Origin of the sequence: Ancylobacter novellus DSM 506 (assembly GCF_000092925.1) — a bacterium.
GTDB classification, from domain to species: Bacteria; Pseudomonadota; Alphaproteobacteria; order Rhizobiales; family Xanthobacteraceae; genus Ancylobacter; species Ancylobacter novellus.
The window spans coordinates 2,715,951-2,735,138 of record NC_014217.1 but is presented as its reverse complement, the minus strand read 5'-3'; the positions used below and the strand labels follow the sequence as shown (position 1 = coordinate 2,735,138).

General features: G+C 68.9%; 20 protein-coding genes and 1 riboswitch. Of the genes, 12 read left to right on the top strand and 8 right to left on the bottom strand.

Features of this window, described 5'->3' with window-relative positions; translation table 11 throughout:
• The first annotated feature begins 227 nt into the window (after nt 1–227).
• The 4 genes from SNOV_RS13045 to SNOV_RS13030 all read left to right on the top strand — a co-directional run bounded on the left by SNOV_RS13045 (nt 228) and on the right by SNOV_RS13030 (nt 4,379).
• Nucleotides 228–767, top strand: a complete 540-nt coding sequence (locus tag SNOV_RS13045) for a TRAP transporter small permease subunit (RefSeq protein WP_013167412.1) — start codon at nt 228–230, stop codon at nt 765–767.
• 60 nt (nt 768–827) lie between these two features.
• Nucleotides 828–2,240, top strand: coding sequence for a TRAP transporter large permease (locus SNOV_RS13040; protein ID WP_013167411.1), 1,413 nt, complete (start codon nt 828–830; stop codon nt 2,238–2,240).
• Nucleotides 2,241–2,606: 366 nt separating this feature from the next.
• Nucleotides 2,607–3,860 carry a multidrug effflux MFS transporter gene (locus SNOV_RS13035; protein WP_013167410.1) on the top strand — a complete coding sequence of 418 codons (1,254 nt, stop codon included), beginning with the start codon at nt 2,607–2,609 and terminating at the stop codon, nt 3,858–3,860.
• Nucleotides 3,861–3,971: 111 nt separating this feature from the next.
• Nucleotides 3,972–4,379 (top strand): DUF1236 domain-containing protein, encoded by a 408-nt coding sequence (locus tag SNOV_RS13030; RefSeq protein ID WP_013167409.1) that lies wholly within the window; start codon nt 3,972–3,974, stop codon nt 4,377–4,379.
• A gap of 71 nt (nt 4,380–4,450) precedes the next feature.
• Here the strand turns inward: SNOV_RS13030 and SNOV_RS13025 are convergent, their stop codons facing one another.
• Nucleotides 4,451–4,999: an NUDIX hydrolase gene (locus tag SNOV_RS13025; protein ID WP_013167408.1), complete on the bottom strand. Its 549-nt coding sequence runs from the start codon at nt 4,997–4,999 to the stop codon at nt 4,451–4,453.
• Between the two features lie 73 nt (nt 5,000–5,072).
• On the opposite strand from SNOV_RS13025, the gene SNOV_RS13020 reads away from it, so the two are divergent.
• Both SNOV_RS13020 and SNOV_RS13015 read left to right on the top strand, forming a co-directional pair.
• Complete coding sequence (locus SNOV_RS13020; protein ID WP_013167407.1) at nt 5,073–5,471, top strand: MAPEG family protein; 399 nt, start codon at nt 5,073–5,075, stop codon at nt 5,469–5,471.
• A 14-nt stretch (nt 5,472–5,485) separates the two neighbouring features.
• Complete coding sequence (locus tag SNOV_RS13015) at nt 5,486–6,052, top strand: RBBP9/YdeN family alpha/beta hydrolase (protein WP_013167406.1); 567 nt, start codon at nt 5,486–5,488, stop codon at nt 6,050–6,052.
• Between the two features lie 119 nt (nt 6,053–6,171).
• Here the strand turns inward: SNOV_RS13015 and SNOV_RS13010 are convergent, their stop codons facing one another.
• Together SNOV_RS13010 and SNOV_RS13005 are read right to left on the bottom strand one after the other, a co-directional pair.
• On the bottom strand, nt 6,172–6,378 hold the full coding sequence (locus SNOV_RS13010) for a hypothetical protein (protein ID WP_013167405.1): 207 nt from the start codon (nt 6,376–6,378) through the stop codon (nt 6,172–6,174).
• A 93-nt stretch (nt 6,379–6,471) separates the two neighbouring features.
• Nucleotides 6,472–7,254 (bottom strand): phosphatase PAP2 family protein, encoded by a 783-nt coding sequence (locus SNOV_RS13005; RefSeq protein ID WP_013167404.1) that lies wholly within the window; start codon nt 7,252–7,254, stop codon nt 6,472–6,474.
• 327 nt (nt 7,255–7,581) lie between these two features.
• Here SNOV_RS13005 and SNOV_RS13000 point away from each other — a divergent pair, with 327 nt between their 5' ends.
• The 6 genes from SNOV_RS13000 (at nt 7,582) to SNOV_RS22645 (ending at nt 13,579) form a co-directional block, all read left to right on the top strand.
• Nucleotides 7,582–9,891 (top strand): MHYT domain-containing protein, encoded by a 2,310-nt coding sequence (locus tag SNOV_RS13000; protein WP_013167403.1) that lies wholly within the window; start codon nt 7,582–7,584, stop codon nt 9,889–9,891.
• Nucleotides 9,892–10,140: 249 nt separating this feature from the next.
• A riboswitch (TPP riboswitch) is annotated at nt 10,141–10,258 on the top strand.
• On the top strand, nt 10,248–11,303 hold the full coding sequence (locus tag SNOV_RS12995) for an FAD-dependent oxidoreductase (RefSeq protein ID WP_335328985.1): 1,056 nt from the start codon (nt 10,248–10,250) through the stop codon (nt 11,301–11,303). Its footprint overlaps the riboswitch before it by 11 nt.
• Nucleotides 11,281–11,478: a sulfur carrier protein ThiS gene (gene thiS / locus SNOV_RS12990; RefSeq protein WP_013167401.1), complete on the top strand. Its 198-nt coding sequence runs from the start codon at nt 11,281–11,283 to the stop codon at nt 11,476–11,478. Before SNOV_RS12995 ends, thiS begins: the two co-directional genes overlap by 23 nt.
• Before the next feature lie 16 nt (nt 11,479–11,494).
• Nucleotides 11,495–12,310, top strand: coding sequence for a thiazole synthase (locus tag SNOV_RS12985; protein WP_013167400.1), 816 nt, complete (start codon nt 11,495–11,497; stop codon nt 12,308–12,310).
• Nucleotides 12,311–12,318: 8 nt separating this feature from the next.
• Nucleotides 12,319–12,924 (top strand): thiamine phosphate synthase, encoded by a 606-nt coding sequence (locus SNOV_RS12980; RefSeq protein ID WP_013167399.1) that lies wholly within the window; start codon nt 12,319–12,321, stop codon nt 12,922–12,924.
• 223 nt (nt 12,925–13,147) lie between these two features.
• On the top strand, nt 13,148–13,579 hold the full coding sequence (locus SNOV_RS22645) for a YybH family protein (RefSeq protein ID WP_013167397.1): 432 nt from the start codon (nt 13,148–13,150) through the stop codon (nt 13,577–13,579).
• Here SNOV_RS22645 and SNOV_RS12970 read toward each other — a convergent pair.
• From SNOV_RS12970 to SNOV_RS12950, 5 genes are all read right to left on the bottom strand, one after another.
• Nucleotides 13,567–14,118, bottom strand: a complete 552-nt coding sequence (locus SNOV_RS12970) for a DUF2087 domain-containing protein (RefSeq protein ID WP_013167396.1) — start codon at nt 14,116–14,118, stop codon at nt 13,567–13,569. The genes SNOV_RS22645 and SNOV_RS12970 overlap by 13 nt on opposite strands.
• A 375-nt stretch (nt 14,119–14,493) precedes the next feature.
• Complete coding sequence (locus SNOV_RS12965; protein WP_013167395.1) at nt 14,494–15,864, bottom strand: NAD(P)H-dependent oxidoreductase; 1,371 nt, start codon at nt 15,862–15,864, stop codon at nt 14,494–14,496.
• A gap of 380 nt (nt 15,865–16,244) precedes the next feature.
• Nucleotides 16,245–17,480 (bottom strand): coiled-coil domain-containing protein, encoded by a 1,236-nt coding sequence (locus SNOV_RS12960; RefSeq protein WP_013167394.1) that lies wholly within the window; start codon nt 17,478–17,480, stop codon nt 16,245–16,247.
• Between the two features lie 144 nt (nt 17,481–17,624).
• Entirely contained in the window at nt 17,625–18,191 is a 567-nt protein-coding gene (locus tag SNOV_RS12955; protein ID WP_013167393.1) for a DUF1134 domain-containing protein, read from the bottom strand.
• Between the two features lie 149 nt (nt 18,192–18,340).
• Nucleotides 18,341–19,168 (bottom strand): 3'(2'),5'-bisphosphate nucleotidase CysQ family protein, encoded by an 828-nt coding sequence (locus SNOV_RS12950; RefSeq protein ID WP_013167392.1) that lies wholly within the window; start codon nt 19,166–19,168, stop codon nt 18,341–18,343.
• Nucleotides 19,169–19,188: the final 20 nt, after the last annotated feature.

Here is a 19,188-nt window from a genome sequence, read left to right as displayed (position 1 = left end):
GTTTCGCTCGCCGGTTGCCGTAACGGCACGTCTGCCCGACGGCGCCGGCCGCCCGCGGGCATATGCGCAACACCTTGCCACCGTTTGATCTCCTTAAAGCCCGGTGTGGCGCGGGGCGGGTTAAATTGCCTGAGACGATGGTCTATCTTGCCCTGATCGGCGGAGGCGGCGATGCAGCCCTTTCGACCGCAACGACAAAAGTCGACGGCAAGCGAGGGGGAATGCGAATGGGTGGGCTGCTGGCCTTCAGCCGCGCCATTGACGCGTTGAACGAGAGGTTCGGGCGTCTCGCGGATTACTGCGTGCTGATCGCCTGCCTCATCAGCGCCGGCAACGCCACGGTGCGTTATCTGCTCAGCTATTCGACCAACGGGCTGCTGGAAATCCAGTGGTACCTGTTCGGCGCGGTGGTGCTGCTCGGCGCGCCCTACACGCTCCAGCGCAACGAGCATGTGCGCGTCGACCTGCTCTACATGTCGCTGTCGCCGCGCGGGCGGCTGTGGATCGACACGCTGGGCTTCGTCCTCATCCTGATCCCGGCGGGCATCTACCTCACCTTCCTGAGCTTCCCCTTCTTCTGGCAGTCCTTCGTCTCCGACGAGATGTCGCAGAATGCCGGCGGGCTGATCCTGTGGCCGGCCAAGCTCCTGCTGCCGCTCGGCTTCGCGCTGCTCACCGTGCAGGGCATCTCGGAGCTGATAAAGCGCGTGGCCGCGCTCACCGGCGCGATCGAGATCGAGACCGAATACGAGAAGCCGCTGCAGTAGCGGCGACCCGCGCCGCCCCGTCCCGCCCGATCTCCCGATCCCACCAGCCGCGAGCCCTTCATGTTCTCCTACGGCGTGATGCCCCCGCTGATGTTCGCCGGCATGATCTGCTTCATGATCATCGGCTTCCCGGTCGCCTTTTCGCTGGTCGCGGTGGGCCTGTTCTTCGGCACGATCGGCATCATCACCGATCATTTCCACCCGAGCTTCCTGCAGGCGCTGCCGCTGCGCTTCTACGGCATCATCTCCAACGACCTGCTGCTCGCCATCCCCTTCTTCACCTTCATGGGGGCGATCCTCGAGCGCTGCGGCCTCGCCGAGGACCTGCTCGAGGGTACCGGCAAGCTGTTCGGCCGGATACCGGGCGGCCTCGCCTATGCGGTGATCGTGGTCGGCGCGATCCTGGGCGCCATCACCGGCACGGTGGCGGCCTCGGTCATCGCCATGGGCGTGATCTCGCTGCCTGTCATGATGCGCTACGGCTACGACCAGAAGCTCGCCACCGGCGTCATCGCCGCGTCGGGCACCATCACCCAGCTCATCCCGCCCTCGCTGGTGCTGATCATCCTCGCCGAGCAACTCGGCAAGCCGGTGGGCGACATGTATCTGGGCGCCATCGGCCCGTCGCTGCTGCAGGTGGCGATCTTCATCGGCTATGTGTTCGTGCTCTCGCTGGTGAAGCCGCACCACATGCCCCCGCTGCCGCCCGAGGCGATCGGGGAGGGCGGCTGGCCGCTGATCCGCCAGGTGCTGTGGGGCATGATCCCCTCCATCGTGCTGATCATGCTGGTGCTGGGCACGCTCGCCATGGGCCTCGCCACCCCGACCGAGGCCGGCGCCATGGGCGCGGTCGGCGCCATCGTGCTCGCCGCGCTGCATCGCCGCCTCACCTGGGCGCTGGTGCGTCAGGCCATGTCCTCGACCATGCGGCTGACCGCCATGGTGGTGTTCATCCTCATCGGCGCCACCGTGTTCAGCCTGGTCTTCCAGGGCATGGACGGGGCGCTGTGGATTGAGCACATGCTGGCGCAGCTGCCGGGCGGGCGGGTCGGCTTCCTGATCTTCGTCAACATCTTCGTCTTCTTCATCGCCTTCTTCCTCGACTTCTTCGAGATCGCCTTCATCATCGTGCCGCTTTTGGTGCCGGTGGCGATCAAGCTCGACATCAACCTGATCTGGTTCGGCGTGCTGCTCTGCGTGAACATGCAGACCGCCTTCATGCACCCGCCCTTCGGCTTCGCGCTGTTCTACCTGCGCGGCATCGCCCCCAAGTCGATCCGCACCTCGCAGATCTACTGGGGCGCGATCCCGTGGCTGGCGATGCAGCTCATCCTGGTGGTGGTCGTCATCATGTGGCCGGAGGCGGTGACCTACTGGGTCAGCGCGGGTCCGACGGTCGATCCCTCGACCATCGAGCTCAACATCCCGCAGATCGACGCGCCGGGCCTCGACATGGGCCCGCCGCAGTTCTGAGGCGGGCTCTTACTCTGCTGCCATAGGAGCTACGTCATCCTGAGGTGCCCGGCGCAAGCCGGGCCTCGAAGGAGGCTCGTCCGGGCGCACGGTATCCCGACGGAGCGCCGTCATGGCCGGGCTTGGCCCGGCCATCCACGACTTCTGTGATGCCTGCGCACCCGATCCAAGTCGTGGATCCCCGGGCCAAGGATCGGCCTGCGGCCGTCCGGGATGACGTTTCCGCCGCTTCGGCCTCTCAAAACTCGCGGTCTTGTGAGGTTTTTTGCGACGATTGCCCTCGGATGTGGCTTCCAGCCCATAGGGAGGGGCGCGCTTTTGCGCGATAAGGCGAGCCTTGCCCGCCTTCCCAGCTTTGGATTGACGATGAAAAGGTCTGCCCCCGCGCCGGAGAACCCTCATCCCGGCATGGGTTTCCGCGAATTCGTGGCCTTCATCGCCGGGCTGATGGCGACCAACGCCATCGCCATCGATTCCATGCTGCCGGCGCTGCCGCAGATCGGCCAGTCGCTCGCCATCGACACCGCCAACCACACCCAGCTCGTCATCACCGCCTATCTGCTCGGCTTCGGCGGCGCCCAGCTCATCTACGGCACGCTGGCCGACCGCTTCGGCCGCCGCAAGGTGCTGCTGTTCGGCCTCGCGCTCTACACCATCGCCTCGGTCGGCGCGCTGTTCGCCGGCTCGCTGGAGGTGATGCTGGCGGCGCGGGCGCTGCAGGGCGTCGGCTCGGCGGCGACGCGCATCCTCGCCATCACCATCGTGCGCGACTGCTATTCCGGCTCGCACATGGCGCGGGTGATGTCGCTCGCCTTCCTGGTCTTCCTGTCGGTGCCGATCCTCGCCCCCTCCATCGGCCAGGCGATCATGCTGGTCGCGCCATGGCGGGCGATCTTCCTGATGCTCTGCCTGCTGGGCGGCATCCTATTCGTGTGGACGCTGACGCGGCTGCCCGAGACGCTGCATCCCGAGGACCGCTCGCCGATCTCGCTCGGCGCCATCACGCATGCCTTCGACCTGATCATCCACAGCCGGGTGACGGTCGGCTACGTGCTGGCCATGACCATGGTGATGGGCGGCCTGTTCGGCTTCATCAACTCGGCCCAGCAGGTATTCGCCGACGCCTTCAAGTCGGCCGAGCTGTTCACGCTGATCTTCGCGATGATCGCCGTGTTCATGGCGGCGTCCTCGCTGCTCAATGCCCGAGTGGTCGAGAAGCTCGGCATGCGCCGGGTCTCGCATACGGCGCTGTTCGGCTATTGCGCGGTGACGCTGGTGCACGCCGCCGTCGTGCTCGCCGGCGCCGAGAACATTTGGACGTTCTCCGCGTTGCAGGGGGCGATGATGTTCTTCTTCGGCCTCATGGTGTCGAACTTCAATTCGATGGCCATGGAGCCGGTGGGTCACATCGCCGGAACGGCGTCGTCGGTGCTCGGTTTCGTCTCCACCGCCGGCGGGGCGCTGCTCGGCTTCGCGCTCGGCCAGCATTTCGACGGCACGACGCTGCCGCTGACCATGGGCTTCGTCATGCTGTCGCTTGCCGCGGTCGCGTTCGTGCTGTTCGCGGAAAGAGGACGCCTATTCTCGGTCGACGTATCCGTCTCCGATACCGCAACGTAGGCGCGGCTTTCTCCGACCATTGCGAGCATAACGTTCCTATTGATGGAACTGAATCTCGCTAAATCCGTTGTATCGCAGCGAACAACGGGTAAGGGGCATTAGGAGATTACCATGATACGTCATGCGATTATTGCGGCTTCGCTGCTCGTTGCTGCTCCTGTGGTAGCGAATGCTCAGGATGGTGCCGGTACTGCGGCCGGCGCGACCACCGGCGCTGTCGGCGGCGCGATCGTCGGCGGCCCGGTAGGGGCCGTGGTCGGCGGCGTGGCCGGCGCGGTGATCGGCGGCATCTCCGACGATCATCGGGCGCGCTTCCGCCAGTACGTCGTGCAGGAGCGCGTGCCGTCCTACACCTATCAGCGCGAGGTCGTGGTCGGCACCGAGCTGCCCACCAGCGGCGTGCGCTACTACGAGGTGCCGGCCGAATACGGCACCACGCAGTACCGCTACACCGTGGTGAACGACCGTACCGTGCTGGTCGATCCGTCGACCCACCGCGTGGTGCAGATCATCAACTGACGATCCGCCACGGATGATCCGGCGCCGAGCCGCACGCTGCCAAGCGCGCGGCTCGGACGCTTATGGAAAGGTCAGGCATTCGCGGATGTGACGCCGCGCTCGGCCCGTTGCCGCCGGTTCTCGTCGTCGTCGGGCGCGGAGCCGGACTGGCGCGTCAGGCGCCTTGCCTCCCGCGACTGGCCGAATTCGAGGATGAGCGCGCCGAGCTCCGGCTCGTCGACCAGCAGCGCGGCGTCCTCGGCGGGGAGCCAGACCTGCGAGCGCTCGTGCCGCTCCCGCCATTCGGCGAGCTGGCGGCGCACGGCCAGCGGATAGACCGCGACCTTCACCAGCGCGAAGAAGCCTTCGAGCCGCTTCCAGTAGCGGTATTGGCCGATCGGCTTGCGGCCGATCTCGCCGATCACGCCCGCCTCCTGGCGCGCCTCGATCTTGGCCGAGGTCCAGCTCTTGCGGTTCTTCATCGGCCAGCCCTTGGGGATCACGACGCGCTGCGTCTCGCGCGACGTCATCACCAGGACCTCGATCTCGCCGTTCTCCGCGATGCGAAAAGGCAGGGCCGCTATCTGCTCCAGCGGGCGCCCGTCCGTCGGCTGCCTTTTCTTTTGTTTCTGCTTTGCCATGATGGGTTAAATGTAGCGCGCCGCGCCCGAATTGCGATGGTTTTCGGACTTTTCCCCTGCGGTTGATTCTATCATGACGATGCAACTCACGCTGCTTGCCTGGACGCTGGTGCTCGCTCTGGTACAGGTGCTCCTGCCCGCGATGCTGCGCAATGGAGAGACCGGCATCGCCTATAATGCCAGCCCGCGCGACGAGCCCGGCCCGCCGGTCGGCGTGGTCACGGCGCGGCTGCGGCGGGCGCAGGCCAACCTTTTCGAGACGCTGCCGATTTTCGCCGCGGCCGTGCTGATCGCGCATGTCGCCGGGCGCGACGGCGACCTCACCCTGTGGGGTGCCTGGCTCTATTTCGGCGCGCGCATCCTCTATCTGCCGCTCTATGCCTTCGGCGTGCCCTATCTGCGCTCGCTGGTGTGGACGGTCTCCTTCGCCGGCGTGCTGATGATCCTGTTCGCCGTGCTGCGTCCGGCCTGATTCGGGGGAGTGCTATGCCTGTGGATTTCGCGTCCTTCGATTTCCTCGTCGTGCCCGGCCGCGAGAACGCGCCGGCCGAGCACTGGCAGTCGCACTGGCTCGGCGCCTTCGCCAATTCGACGCGGCTGATCCAGCAGGACTGGAGCCGGCCGGAGGTTGGCGCGTGGACCGGGCGGCTCGATCAGGCCGTGCGCGCGGCCCCGCGCCGGGTGGTGCTCGTCGCCCATTCGGTCGGGGTGGCGACGGTGATCCGCTGGACGGCGGCGCAGCCGGAGTTGGCGAGGGAGAAGGTCGCCGGCGCCTTCCTCGTGGCGCCGACCAATGTCGACGATCCCGACCCGTCCTTCGACGTGGTGCGCAATTTCTCACCCATGCCGCTGGGCCCGCTGCCCTATCCGGCGCTGGTCGTCGCCTCGCGCGACGATCCGCGGGTGAAGCCCGACCAGGCGCGCGCCTTCGCCGACGCCTGGGGCGCCGAGCTCGCCGATGTCGGCGAACTCGGCCATATCGGCAGCGCGGCCCGGCTCGGGCTGTGGCCGACGGGACTGGTGCTGCTGGGCGGGCTGCTGGCGCGGATCTGACGCCGTGGGCCGGCGAGGGTGCCAGCCCTTCCCTCATCCCCGGGCTTGACCCGGGGACCCAGCTTTTCCGCCGGCGCATGGCGTGCCGGCCATGAGGGTGGAAGTGGTAGGGTGAGCGGTCAGTGCTGCGCCAGCATGAGGGCGAGCGCCTGCGCCACCTGCTTGGTCACGCGGCGCTTGTAGCGGCGGTGGACGAGCTGGCCGTTATGGAAGACGTCCTGCTCGACATAGAGGTTGGTGCCGTCCCAGCGCAGGACGTTGTCGGACTCGGTGGTCTCGATCACGCCCATCTCGGGGATCAGGTGCCCCTCGGCGGTGTTGCCCATGCGTTTCTCCTGCTGTGACGGGTGGCTCTGCCGGCCCCCTCCGGCATGATGATAGCCGACTGTGGGGCGAACGCCATGGCGCTTCCATACGGATCATCCCGCAGGCGGCGGCTCGCCGGCCGGGGCGTCGGTTTCGATCTTGCCGCGCCGCTGCAGGATGAGGGCGAGGGTCCAGCACAGCAGCGCCCAGGCGCCGCCCGCGCACCAGCCGGCGAGCACGTCGGTCGGCCAGTGGACGCCGAGATAGATGCGGCTTAGCCCGATGATGAGGGTGAGGGCGACGGCGATGCCGATCACATAGGCCTTGAGCCGGCGCTTCGCTTCCGTGCGCACGATCAGCGCGCCGAGCGTCAGGTAGGTCACGGCGGCGCCCATGGCGTGGCCGCTGGGAAAGCTCATCGTCGACACGTCGACCAGATGGGCGACGAGGTCGGGGCGGGGGCGCTCGAAGCCGAGCTTGAGCAGATAGCTCAACGTCCCGCCGCTCACGGTCGCCGCCAGCACGAACAGCGCCGCCGAGCGCTTGCGGTCCACCACCAGGAAGCCGGTCACCATGAGGGTGATCAGCGCCAGCACCGTGGTGCTGCCCAGCGCGGTGATGTCCATCATCATGATCTCGAGCCAGCGCGGCCCGAGCGGATCGGCCGGATCGCCCGGCGCGCGGAAGGCCAGCAGCACCGTCTCGTCGAAGCCGTGGGTCTCGCCCTCCACCACCTCGTCGGCGATGGAGGCGAAGATCCACAGGCCGAGGGCGGCGCCGGTGAGCGCGACAAGCACGCTCAGCTCCGACAGCGCCCAGCGGGTCAGGTCGCGCGGCCGCAGCCGCGCCAGGCGCTGGAAGGCGGGAAGCGAGGTGAATCGGGCAAGATCCGGCATCGGACATCCATGTGCAGGCTTGGCGGGGCATCGGCAAGAGGAGCACGACCGGCGCCATCTTCCCACAGGGAACCGGAAGCCCTCCTTACGTGTTCCTAGGCTTAGGCGAGAGGAGGGGCCCATGCTGAAGGGTGGAATTCTGTGGCTGATCGGCATCCCGCTGCCGATCATCATCGCGCTCTGGCTGTTCGGCTATCTGAGCTGACCCGTGCCCGCGAGCCGTGTGGAAGGATGCGATTTGCGCGTCGGTATCGGTGTCCGGCAGACCCTTCCGCGCGCTAGCATGCGTGAATATGCGTCTGCGGGAAGAAAGTACCTGGTCGTGACATGAACGTTATCGGTAGCCACGATCAGGCGCTGGTCGCGCTCTCCATCCTCATCGCGGTCGCGGCGTCCTACACGGCGCTGGACCTCGCCGCCCGCGTCCCAAAATCCTCCGGCCATGTGCGCAATGGCTGGCTGGCGGCGGCGGCGCTCGTGCTGGGCGGCGGCATCTGGGCGATGCATTTCATCGCCATGCTGGCGCTGAACCTCTCCGTGGCGGCGTCCTACGACATCAGCCTGACGGTGCTGTCCTTCCTGCTGGCGGTGGTCGCCACCGGCATCGCGCTCTATGCCGCGAGCCGCGTCGTGCTCGGCTATGCCGGCGCGGCGTTCAGCGGCGTCTTCATGGGGCTCGGCATCGTCGGCATGCACTATGCCGGCATGGCGGCGATGCGCATGCCCGGCCTGCTGTCGCACGACATGATCTTCGTCGGCGCCGCCGTGGTGCTGGCGATCGGCGCCTCCATGGTGGCGATCTGGCTGGCCTTCCGCCGCCACTCCATTCCCCAGCGGCTCGCCGCGGCGGTGGCGCTCGGCATCGGCATCGCCGGCATGCACTATGTGGCGATGGTCGGCGTCACCTTCACGCCGCATGAGGGGCCGCACGCGACCTTCGGCAGCGAGGGCGGCATCGGCAACGTCGAATTGGTCATCGTGGTGACGGCGGCGACCTTCGCCATCGTCATCGCCGCGCTGCTCGCCGCCATGTATGACCGCCGCTTCGCCGTGCTGGCCGAGCGCGAGGCGGCGATGTGGCGCGAGGGCGAGGAGCGCTACCGCAACCTCTACCGCCGCACGCCGCTGCCGCTGCATTCGCTCGGCCCCGACGGGCGGATCGAGCAGGTCAGCGACCGCTGGCTGGAGCTGCTCGGCTATCGCCGCGAGGAGGTGATCGGCCGGCTGCTCACCGATTTCATGACCCCCGAATCCGCGCGCGTGCGCATCGAGGAGCACTGGCCGCAGCTGCTGGGCAGGGGCGAACTGCACGACGTCGAGTACCAGCTCGTCACCCACGACGGGCGGACCCTGAACTGCATCCTCTCCGCCGTCGCCGAGCGGGACTCGCAGGGGAAGCTGGTCAAGACGCTGTGCGGGCTGATCGACGTCACCGAGCGCCGCACCGCCGAGGAGGCGCTGCGCCAGGCGCAGAAGCTGGAGGCGGTCGGCCAGCTCACCGGCGGCATTGCCCACGACTTCAACAACCTGCTCGCCGTGGTGCTCGGCAATCTGGAACTCGCCGCCAAGCGCGCGCCGAGCGACCCGCGCCTGCAGGCGCTGCTCGGCAACGCCATCCAGGCGGCGCAGCGTGGCGCGGCGCTCACCCAGCGCATGCTGGCCTTCGCCCGCCGCCAGGACCTCAAGCCCGAGCCGGTGGACGTGCCCGACCTCGTGCTCGGCATGGCGGAACTGCTGCGCCGCTCCATCGGCCCGAGCGTGCGCATCGAGACGCATTTCCCGCTCGGCCTGCCGCGCGCGCGGGTCGACGCCAACCAGCTCGAACTCGCTCTGCTCAACCTCGCCGTCAACGCCCGCGACGCCATGCCGGAGGGCGGCACCATCACCATCGCCGCCCGCGAGGAGACGGTCGACGCGCCGGCCGACGAGGCCGACCGCCCGCCGCTGCGTGCGGGCCGCTATTTCTGCCTGTCGGTGACCGACAGCGGCAGCGGCATGGATGCGGAGACGCTGGCGCGCGCTACCGAGCCGTTCTTCACCACCAAGGGCGTCGGCAAGGGCACCGGCCTCGGCCTCGCCATGGTGCACGGCCTCGCCGCCCAGTCGGATGGCGGGCTGATGTTGGCGAGCCGGCCGGGGCGCGGCACGACGGCGACGATCTACCTGCCCATCGCCGAAGAGGCGCGCAATGCCGGGCCGTCTCCCGCCGTGCCGGAGGAGGACCTGTTCGTGCCGCCCGGGGAGGGCGGGGCGCTGCGCGTCCTCGTCGTCGACGACGACCCGCTGGTGCTCTCGGCGACGGGCGCGATGCTGGAGGACCTCGACTGCCTCGTCACCGAGGCTGCGTCCGGGCAGGAGGCGCTGCGCATCCTGGAGACCGGCGTCGCCTTCGACGTGGTGCTGACCGACCAGGCCATGCCCGGCATGACCGGCGTGCAGCTTGCCGCGCTGATCGCCGCGCGCTGGCCGGACCTGCCGGTCATCCTCGGCACCGGCTATGCCGAGCTGCCGCCCGAGGCCAAGGCCGGCACGCTGCGGCTCGGCAAGCCGTTCAGCCGCGAGACGCTGCGCCGCGCCGTCATCTCGGCGACCCGCCCGCCGCCGGACAACGTCGTCCCGCTGTCGCGGCTGGGGTGAGGGGGGCGGCGTTCTTCAAGGCGCTTCTTCTCGATGGCCCTCATCCTGAGGTGCGAGCCAAAGGCGAGCCTCGAAGGATGCTCGTCCGGGTGCGCTTCACTGACCATCCTTCGAGGCTCGCTGCGCGAGCACCTCAGGATGAGGGCGTGTTGTAGCCAGGCTCATCTAGCTCAAGGCTCCATCCGGCAAAGTCCGGACCCGGAATATTGTCGACGCCAGCGTGACATTCTCCGGCTTCGTGACTATATCAAGTCAGTCCGGGGGAGCCTCGTCAGGAGGCTGAGAGGCCATCGGCGCGCAAGCGGCATGGCGACCCTTCGAACCTGATCCAGTTGAGACTGGCGGAGGGAGGAATGATGACGTCCCCGCACACTCAATCGACCGAAGGCGCCCGCCGCGCCGATAACGCCATGCGTGTAAAAATCGTCGGCGCCGGCGTCGCCGGGCTGACCTGCGCCCATGCCTTCGCCAAGAGGGGCGCGCAGGTGACCATCGTCGAGCGCAAGGCCGGCTCCGGCCAGGGCTGCTCCTGGTTCGCCGGCGGCATGCTGGCGCCCTGGTGCGAGCGCGAGAGCGCCGAGCCGATCATCGCCGAATTGGGCTTCGAATCCCTCGACTACTGGCGCGAGGCGGTGCCCGACGTGCCGCGCGAGGGCTCGCTGGTGCTGGCGCCGGCCCGCGACCTGCCGGAGCTGAAGCGCTTCTCCCGCCGCACCGAAGGCTATGAGTGGCTCGACGGCGCCGGCATTGCGAGCCTTGAGCCGGACCTTGAGGGCCGCTTCGAGCAGGGGCTGTTCTTCCCCACCGAGGCGCATCTGGAGCCGCGCAAGGCGCTCGCCGCGCTGACCGCGAAGCTGGTCGGCGAACATAACGTCGCCATCCGCTACGAGGCCGACGGCTTCGAGAGCGACGAGGAGATCGACCTGACGGTCGACTGCCGCGGCCTCGCCGCCCGCGACCAGCTCGCCGACCTGCGCGGCGTGAAGGGCGAGATGCTGGTGCTCTATTCCACCGAGATCGCGCTGAAGCGCCCGGTGCGCATGCTGCACCCGCGCATCCCCGTCTACATCGTGCCGCGCGGCGACGGGCATTTCATGATCGGCGCCACCTCGATCGAGAATGACGAGCGCGGCCGGGTGACGGGCCGCTCCATGCTGGAGCTGCTCTCGGCCACCTATGCGCTGCATCCGGCCTTCGGCGAGGCGGAGATCGTCGAGATCGGCGCCGATGTGCGCCCGGCCTTCCCCGACAACCTGCCGCGGCTGCGCAAGCGCGGCAACACGATCTATGTGAACGGGCTCTACCGCCACGGTTTCCTCGCCGCGCCCGCCTTGGCGCGCCGCGCGGCGGAAGTGGCGTTCGACGGGGCGTATTTCCCGGAGGTGATGGATGAAGATCATCGTCAATGGTGAGCCGGCCGATACCCGCGCCGGCACCCTCGCGGACCTTCTGAGCGAGCTCGGGCTCAAGGGCGCCAAGGTCGCCACGGCGCTGAACGGGGCGATGGTGCGCGCGGTCAAGCGCGAGGCGACGGCCATAACCGATGGCGACCGGGTCGAGATCCTCGCCCCGATGCAAGGTGGCTGAGACGGAGGCTGATGAGATGGATGCGATGACGCAGGCGCCCGGCACGCTCGCCGATCCGGTCGAGTTCTACGGCACCAAGGTGAATTCGCGCCTGCTGCTCGGCACGGCGCAGTACCCCTCGCCGGCGATCCTGTCCGAGGCGATCCGCGCCTCGGGGGCGGAGATCGTCACCGTCTCGCTGCGCCGCGAATCCGGGGCTGCGAAGGCGGGTCAGAGCTTCTGGCAGCTCATCCGCGACCTCGGCGTGAAGGTGCTGCCCAACACCGCCGGCTGCAAGACCGTGAAGGAAGCCGTCACCACCGCCGAGATGGCGCGCGAGCTCTTCGGCACGCCCTGGGTGAAGCTGGAGGTGATCGGCGAGGACGACACGCTGCAACCCGACGTGTTCGGCCTGGTCGAGGCGGCACGCATCCTCTCCCGCGACGGCTTCGAGGTCTTCCCTTACACCACCGAAGACCTCGTGGTGGCGGAGAAGCTAATCGGCGCCGGCTGCGAGGTGCTGATGCCCTGGGGCGCGCCGATCGGTTCCGGCCGCGGCCTCAACAACCCCTACGGCCTGCGCTCGCTGCGGGCGCATTTCCCCGGCCTGCCGCTGGTGGTCGACGCCGGCGTCGGCGTGCCCTCGCATGCGGCGGCGGCGATGGAGATGGGCTATGATGCCGTGCTCCTGAACACCGCCGTCGCCAAGGCCGGCGACCCGGTGCGCATGGCGCGCGCCTTTGCCCGCGCCATCGAGGCGGGGCGCGAGGCGGTGCTTGCCGACCCGATGGAAGTGCGCGACATGGCCGCGCCCTCGACGCCCGTCATGGGCCGCGCGGTATTGGGCCAGTGAGTGGGATCATGAAACTCGACCCGTTCTACCTCATCGTCGACCGCGCCTCCTGGCTGCCGCGGCTGCTGCCGCAGGGCGTGAAGCTGGTGCAGCTGCGCGCCAAGGACAAGGAGGAGGCGGAGCTGCGCCGCGAGATCGCCGAGGCGCGCGCGGTGTGCGAGCGCTACGGCGCGCAGCTCGTCGTCAACGACCATTGGCGGCTCGCCATCGAGGAAGGCTGCGACTTCGTCCATCTCGGCCAGGAGGACCTCGCCGCCGCTGACCTGACGGCGATCCGCAGCGCCGGGCTCAAGCTCGGCATCAGCACCCATGACGAGGCGGAGCTGGAAGTCGCGCTGCTGGCACGGCCGGACTATGTGGCGCTCGGCCCGGTCTACCCGACCATATTGAAGAAGATGCGCTGGGCGCCGCAGGGGCTGGAGCGCGTCGCCAAGTGGAAGAAGCGCGTCGGCGACCTGCCGCTGGTCGGCATAGGCGGGCTCACCATCGATCGCGCGCAGGGCGTGCTGGAGGCGGGCGCCGACAGCCTCGCCGTCGTCACCGACGTGCTCCTGAACGACAACCCCGAGCGCCGCGCCCGCGAATGGGTGCTGGCCACACGCGAGATGGCGTAGGGTTCTGCGCTTCCATTTAGTCGTCATCCCGGACGATGGGGAAGAGAGTGCCGTCATGGCCGGGCTTGGCCCGGCCATCCACGTCTTTCCGCCGCGATGGACCCAAGTCGTGGATGCCCGGACCAAGTCCGGGCATGACGACGTGAAGGTGGATGAGGTGTGAAGCCCTCGCTCCGCAACCGCGTCGCGGTGCTATGATCCCCCGCCGCCGGGGGAGACTTCCATGAAGCGCCTGTTGCCGATCCTCGCGCTCTCAACGCTGTTCCTCGCCGGCTCCGCGCTGGCCGACGACGCGCAGGCGATCCGCCAGCGGCTCGCTGAGTGGACCACGGCCTTCAACACCGGCGACAAGGCGACCGCCTGCGACCTGTTCTCGAAGACGCTGGTCTCCGACTATCGCGGCCAGGGCGAGGCCGGCTACGCGGCGCGCTGTGCGCTGATCACCAGGGCGCTCGACGACAAGGCCCGCCGCTTCCGCTACGCGGCGGACATCAAGGAGGTCATCGTCTCCGGCGACCTCGCGGTGGTGCGGCTCACCTGGACGCTCACCATCGAGCCCGGCGGGGCGAAGAGCGTCGAGCCGGGGCTCGACGTCTTCGCCCGGGAGCCGGACGGCAAATGGCGAATCATCCGCTACATGGCTTACGAGGAGTGAGGCCGCCCGCGTAACCGCGCCAGCAGCACGGAGAGCTCCGGCGGCGGCTCGCGCTCGATGCGGGCATATTCGCGCCCGTCGCGCGTGCGGCGCATCAGGCCGAACTCGACCATCTCGCGGCGCAGGATCGCGTGGTCGCCGAACAGGTGCCAGTCGTTCAGCCGCTCGTTCACCTCGCGCTCGGTGGAGACGATGCCGGCCGGCAGATGCGACCACATCACCCACAGGCAGAGAATCTGCAGGTTGCGCTTCTTCGGCCAGCGGATGAGCCGCCCTTCGGCATCGAACAGCCGCGCCGCCTTCTCGCAGCGGGCGTGATCGGCCAGCGGCGCGGCCGGCGGGGGCGGCGCGTCGAGCCGCTGGCGCGCCTGCGCATCCGCGCGCAGGTGCTGGAAGTTGCGGAAGCCGGCGCCGCGCGCCAGCAGGTTCAGCAATTCGACATGGCCCGGCGCGTGGCCGAGCTCGGCGATGCCTTTGTGCAGCGTGCGGGCGAGCGCGGAAATATCCGGCGCCTCGAAGGCCAGAAGGGTTCTGGACATGACCAATCCTCGTTCGTGCCCTCTGCGAGGAGATGTCGGGGTTGCCGTCTTGCGACCGGGCACAAGGATGGTGCGGGTCCGATGGGTAGATGCAGGTTTAGCTCCCCTTGCGGGGCGGCAACGCCTCGGTGAACTGCAGACCGTTGGCCGAGGGATAAGCGAAGGGCGCCGGGAAGTCCAGCGGGCTGAATACCAATGTCCCTCATCCTGAGGTGCTCGCGCAGCGAGCCTCGAAGGATGGTCGCTATAGTGCACCCGAGCGAGCATCCTTCGAGGCCCGGCGAACGCCGGGCACCTCAGGATGAGGTTGCTGCAACTGAGTCAGGAAGAGCGGCCGGTCCCTCTCCCGATGGGGAGAGGGAAAGAAAGAGGCACCTACTCCGCCGCCGCGCTCACGCCACTCGCGAACGACCGCTCCATCTCGCGGCGCAGGCGGATGGCGGGGGTGTCGGTGGCCTCGACGTCGGCCCAGCCGACGATCTCGCCCTCGGCGACGTCGCGCTTCAGCGCCATGTGGTGGGCGAGGCCGATGGGCAGGCCGCCCTTGGCGAGCGAGGTGGAGGCGGGGAACAGCTTGCCCCACACCGTGTAGCCGCCTTCGCCGTCCAGCATCTCGCCGGCCTTCAAGGGGCGCTTGGCCACCGCCACCACGTCGGCATTGAAGGCCTCGGTCACGCCGGTCGGTTCGCCACGCAAGGCGGCATTGGCGACGCTCACCCCGAGCTCCAGCCCGATCATGTGATAGGGCCGGTAGAGCGCGGTGTAGCGGCCGGAAGAGTCCGTCACCACGCCGTACTCCTTGAAGCAGCGGCGGGCATAGTCGCCGCGCGCCGACGGGTCGGCCTCGAACACCACATAGACGCCCCAGCGCAGGTCGCGGAACACCGGGCGGCCGTCGCGCTCCAGCGAGGAGATGGTCTCCACCGTGCCGGACCGCTCCAGCACGCCGCCATGCTCGCGGGGACGGAGAATGGTGGCGAGGTCGTCGACGCCGCAGGGCGGGAACAGCAGGCCGTCCGAGGGTGCCGCCAGCCCCGCCGCATTGGCGATCGCCGCCATCTCGATGGACGACTTGGTGCCGTCGGCGAAGGAGTTGAACATCTGAGGATTCATGCCGCCCTTGGCCGCTTCCTCGGGCGTGAGGCCGTAAAGGCCCCAGATCGTGTCCGGCGTCGATTTGTGGAAGCTCGGCAGGTACTTGGTGCCCTTGCCGGCGCAGACCACGCGGAAGCCGCAGGTGCGCGCCCAGTCGACCATCTCGCACACCAGCGCCGGCTGGTCGCCATAGGCCATGGAATAGACCACGCCGGCCTTGCGGGCTCGCTCGGCCAGCAGCGGGCCGACCAGCACATCCGCCTCCACCGTCACCATGACGATGTGCTTGCCATGTTCGATGGCTTTCAAGGCATGGGCGGCGCCGGCGGCCGGATTGCCGGTGACCTCGACCACCACGTCGAGCCCGTCGGCGGCGATCAGCGCGTTCGCGTCCTCGGTCAGCATGGTGCGGCCGGTGCGCAGCGCCTCGTCGAAGGAGGAGGCGATCACCGCGTCCGCGTCCCAGCCGGTCGCCGTCAGCGCGGCGCGGGCGCGGGGAATGGACAGGTCGGCGATGCCGTAGAGGTGCATTCCCGGCGTGGTGCGCACCTGCGACAGGAACATGGAGCCGAACTTGCCGGCGCCGATGACACCGACGCGGACCGGGCGGCCTTCATCGGCGCGCGCCTTCAGCATGCGGGCGAGATTCATGGGGGCGTTTCCTTGGGACGTTTCCTGGGGGCGTTTCTTTTGGGGGGCCGGCAGCTTCTTGTTGGCTGCCCTAGCGTCGCCATCCTGAACGAGCGACCGGCAATCGCCAAGTCGGCCGTCATCCCGGGCTTGGCCCGGGGATCCACGACTTGGCGGGCGCTCCAAGCGGTGCTGAAGGCGTGGATGGCCGGGCCAAGCCCGGCCATGAGAGTGTGAGGGTGGGAACGGCCAAGTCGGCCGTCATCCCCGGGCTTGGCCCGGGGATCCACGACTTCTGATGAGTGCGCATGCAAAGACGTGGATGCCCGGCACAAGGCCGGGCATGACGTTCAATGGAAGATCAGCGGGCAGCCGAGAGGGCCGGGCGCACCCGCGCCGAACTACTCCGCCGCGTGATTCGCCGCCGGTTCCTCGGCCTTGCGCAGCGCGATGATGCGGTCGGCGAGCGAGGGCGCGGCGCCGTTGGCGGCGGGCGCGTGGCCGGCGAGCAGGGCGTCGATCGGCGAGCCCGGGCCTTCCAGCCGCGCGGTGAGATTGGCCACCTCGGCGGCGATGTCGCTGATGCGATCGCGCAGCAGCGCCGTGTCGGCGGCGGGATCGCCGGCCGACGGCGCCAGCGCCGCGGCGCTGCCGTCGAGCTGCTGCTGCAGGGCCGTGCGGTCCTCGCGCGCCTTGGCGAGCGCGCCGTCGAGCATCACCTTCTCGGCACGCAGCATCTGGATGGTGTCGGCCGCCTCGCGCGCCAGCGCCTCGGCCTTTTGCTGCGCCTCCAGCGCCGCGCCGGTGATGCGGGCGGCTTCGGCCTCGGTGGTCGCGCGCGCCGTCTCGGCGGCATGGGTGCGGGCGTCGAGCTCGGCGACGCGGGTGATCAGCGCGGCGCGCTCGCTGCGCAGCGTCGTCGCCTCCTCGGCGACCGCCTCCAGACGCGCCTCGACGTCGGTCAGCCGCTCCTTCATGTCGCGGTTGCGGCCGACCTCGATCGACAGGCTCTCGGAGGTGTTGCGCAGCGTGGCGCGCTCGGCGGACAGATGCGCATTGGTGGCCGCGAGATGCCGGTCGAGCTCGGCGATGCGGTCCTTCAGCGTGTCGCGCAGCGTGGTGAGGGCGACATGCTCGACCTTCAGCTCTTCCTCGCGGGCGCTGGTCTCTTCCAGCGCGATCTTCGTGCTGTCGAGTTCCGTGCGCGTCTCGTGCAGGGCCGCGCGAGTCTCCTCGAGGTCGCGGGTGCGGATGTCGAGATTCTCGGCCAGCGATTCCTTGAGGACGAGGTTGTCGCGGTGCTCGATCTGTAGCGCCGACAGGTCGGTGGAGAGCTGCTCGATGGTGACGGCGCGGGCGCGCAGCTCCTCGGCCTGGCGCGTCACCTCGCCCCATTGGCTGGCCGCTCGGGCCTGCAGCTTGCCGACCTCCACTTCAAGGCGGCGGACATCGGCGGCGAAGATGGCGCGCTGCTCGTCCTTGTCGGCGAGGATCTCCGCGGTCGTGGAAGGGATGGCGCCCTCGATGCGCTTGCGCGTGAGGCGCACGGCACGCCGCCACACCGCCGGCAGCGCCAGCAGGGCCAGCAGCGTCGCCGTCAGGAAGCCGATGGCGGAATACATGATCACTTCGATCATGCGGCGGTCTCACCTCGAACGCGGTATGTGCGGCTCGTGGAGCCGGACTGCCGGCCCCGGCGATAGATGGGGGCGGGCGACACTAGGTTACAGATACCAAAGCGGCCCGGATAGCCCGGCCGCCCGGCGATGGAGCGGGCGATTTCAGAAAGGATTCCAGGTCGCCGTGGGGGTGAACTTCAGATAGCCGATATTGGCGCCGAGGCGCACGCCGACGCCGGAGCGGATCGGCACCACCACGATGTTGTCGGCGGCGAGCGCCGTCATGCCGAAGCCGGCGACGAAATAGGCGGAGCCGGAAATGCCGCCGAAGCGGCGGAAGATGTCGTTGATCGAGTTCAGATTGTACACCAGGATCATGGTGCGGGCGCCGTCGCCGCCGAAGTCCCAGCCGAGCGAGGGGCCCTGCCAGAATACCTTCACGTCGCCGGCGTTGCGCGTGTAGAGCGTGCCCTCACCGTAGCGCAGGCCGCCGACGAAGGCGCCCGAGCCCTCCTGACCGAGGATGTAGCCATTGGGCTGGCCCCACTGGCTCGTCGCCTTCTCGATCGAAAGCGCGAGACCGCGCGAGACTTCGCCGAAGAAGCCGTGGCCCTGCTGCACCAGCTCGTCGCGCGAGTAGGTGTTCTGCTGGGCGTGAGCCGGGGCGGCGGCGAAAGGCAAGGCGGCAAGCAAGGCAAGGCAGGCAATTAGAGCGCGCAAAGTCGGCATCGTCGGTCCCGCAGTTGATCCAACAATCGGGTGGCGTAAGGCCGCGACGGGCCAGGCAACCAGCTCCCGAACTTATCATTAGCACGGAGTGCGACCTTAGGAAGGCGTGTCGCAGCGGCAAAAGGCCGGTTGCGATCAAGGTGTGGTCATCAGGCCGCGGCGCCGCGGGCGATGAATCCGTGGACGCGATAGGCCGCTTCGGTGCGGCCATAGGGCAGGGGGCTGCCGTCCGGCCGGCACACGCTGCCGCCCGCCGCCCGCACCAGCGCATGGCCGGCGGCGACGTCCCATTCGCACACCGTGCCGAGGCGCGGATAGATGTCGGCGCGGCCCTCGGCGACGAGGCCGAACTTCAGCGCCGAGCCGCAGCTGATGCGCTCGGCGACGTCGAGCTCGGCCAGAATCGCTTCGGTGCCGGCGTCGGGATGCGAGCGGCTGGCGACCGCGACGAGGCCGCGCTCGGGGGTGGGGCGGCAGCGGATCGGCGTCCACAGGCCGGCATCGGGTTCCAGCCCGGCGGCGAAGGCCGCGCCGCCGGCGGCCGTGGTCATGCCGGCATAGAGCCGGGCGACGGCGGGAGCGAGGACGATGCCGAAGGCCGGCACGCCGCCGATGACGAGGCCGATATTCACCGTGAACTCGCCGCTGGCACCGATGAATTCCTTGGTGCCGTCGAGCGGATCGACCAGCAGGAAGGCGTCGGCGGGCGCTTCGCCCGTCCCCAGTGCTTCGCCCTTGCCCTGCGCCACCGCCTCCTCGGCGATGACCGGCACTCCCGGCAGGATGCGCGCGAGCTCGGCATGCAGCAGCTCCTCGGCGGCGAGGTCCGCGGCGGTGACCGGGCTCTGGTCGGACTTGGCGTTGACCGTGATGCCCTCCGCGCGGATGCGCAATATGACCTCGCCGGCCTTGAGCGAGGCCTGCGCCAGCGCGGCGAGCAGGCTCAGATCGGCGGCGGACGACGACGGCAGGGACATGGCAAGCGGGTTCCGGGAAG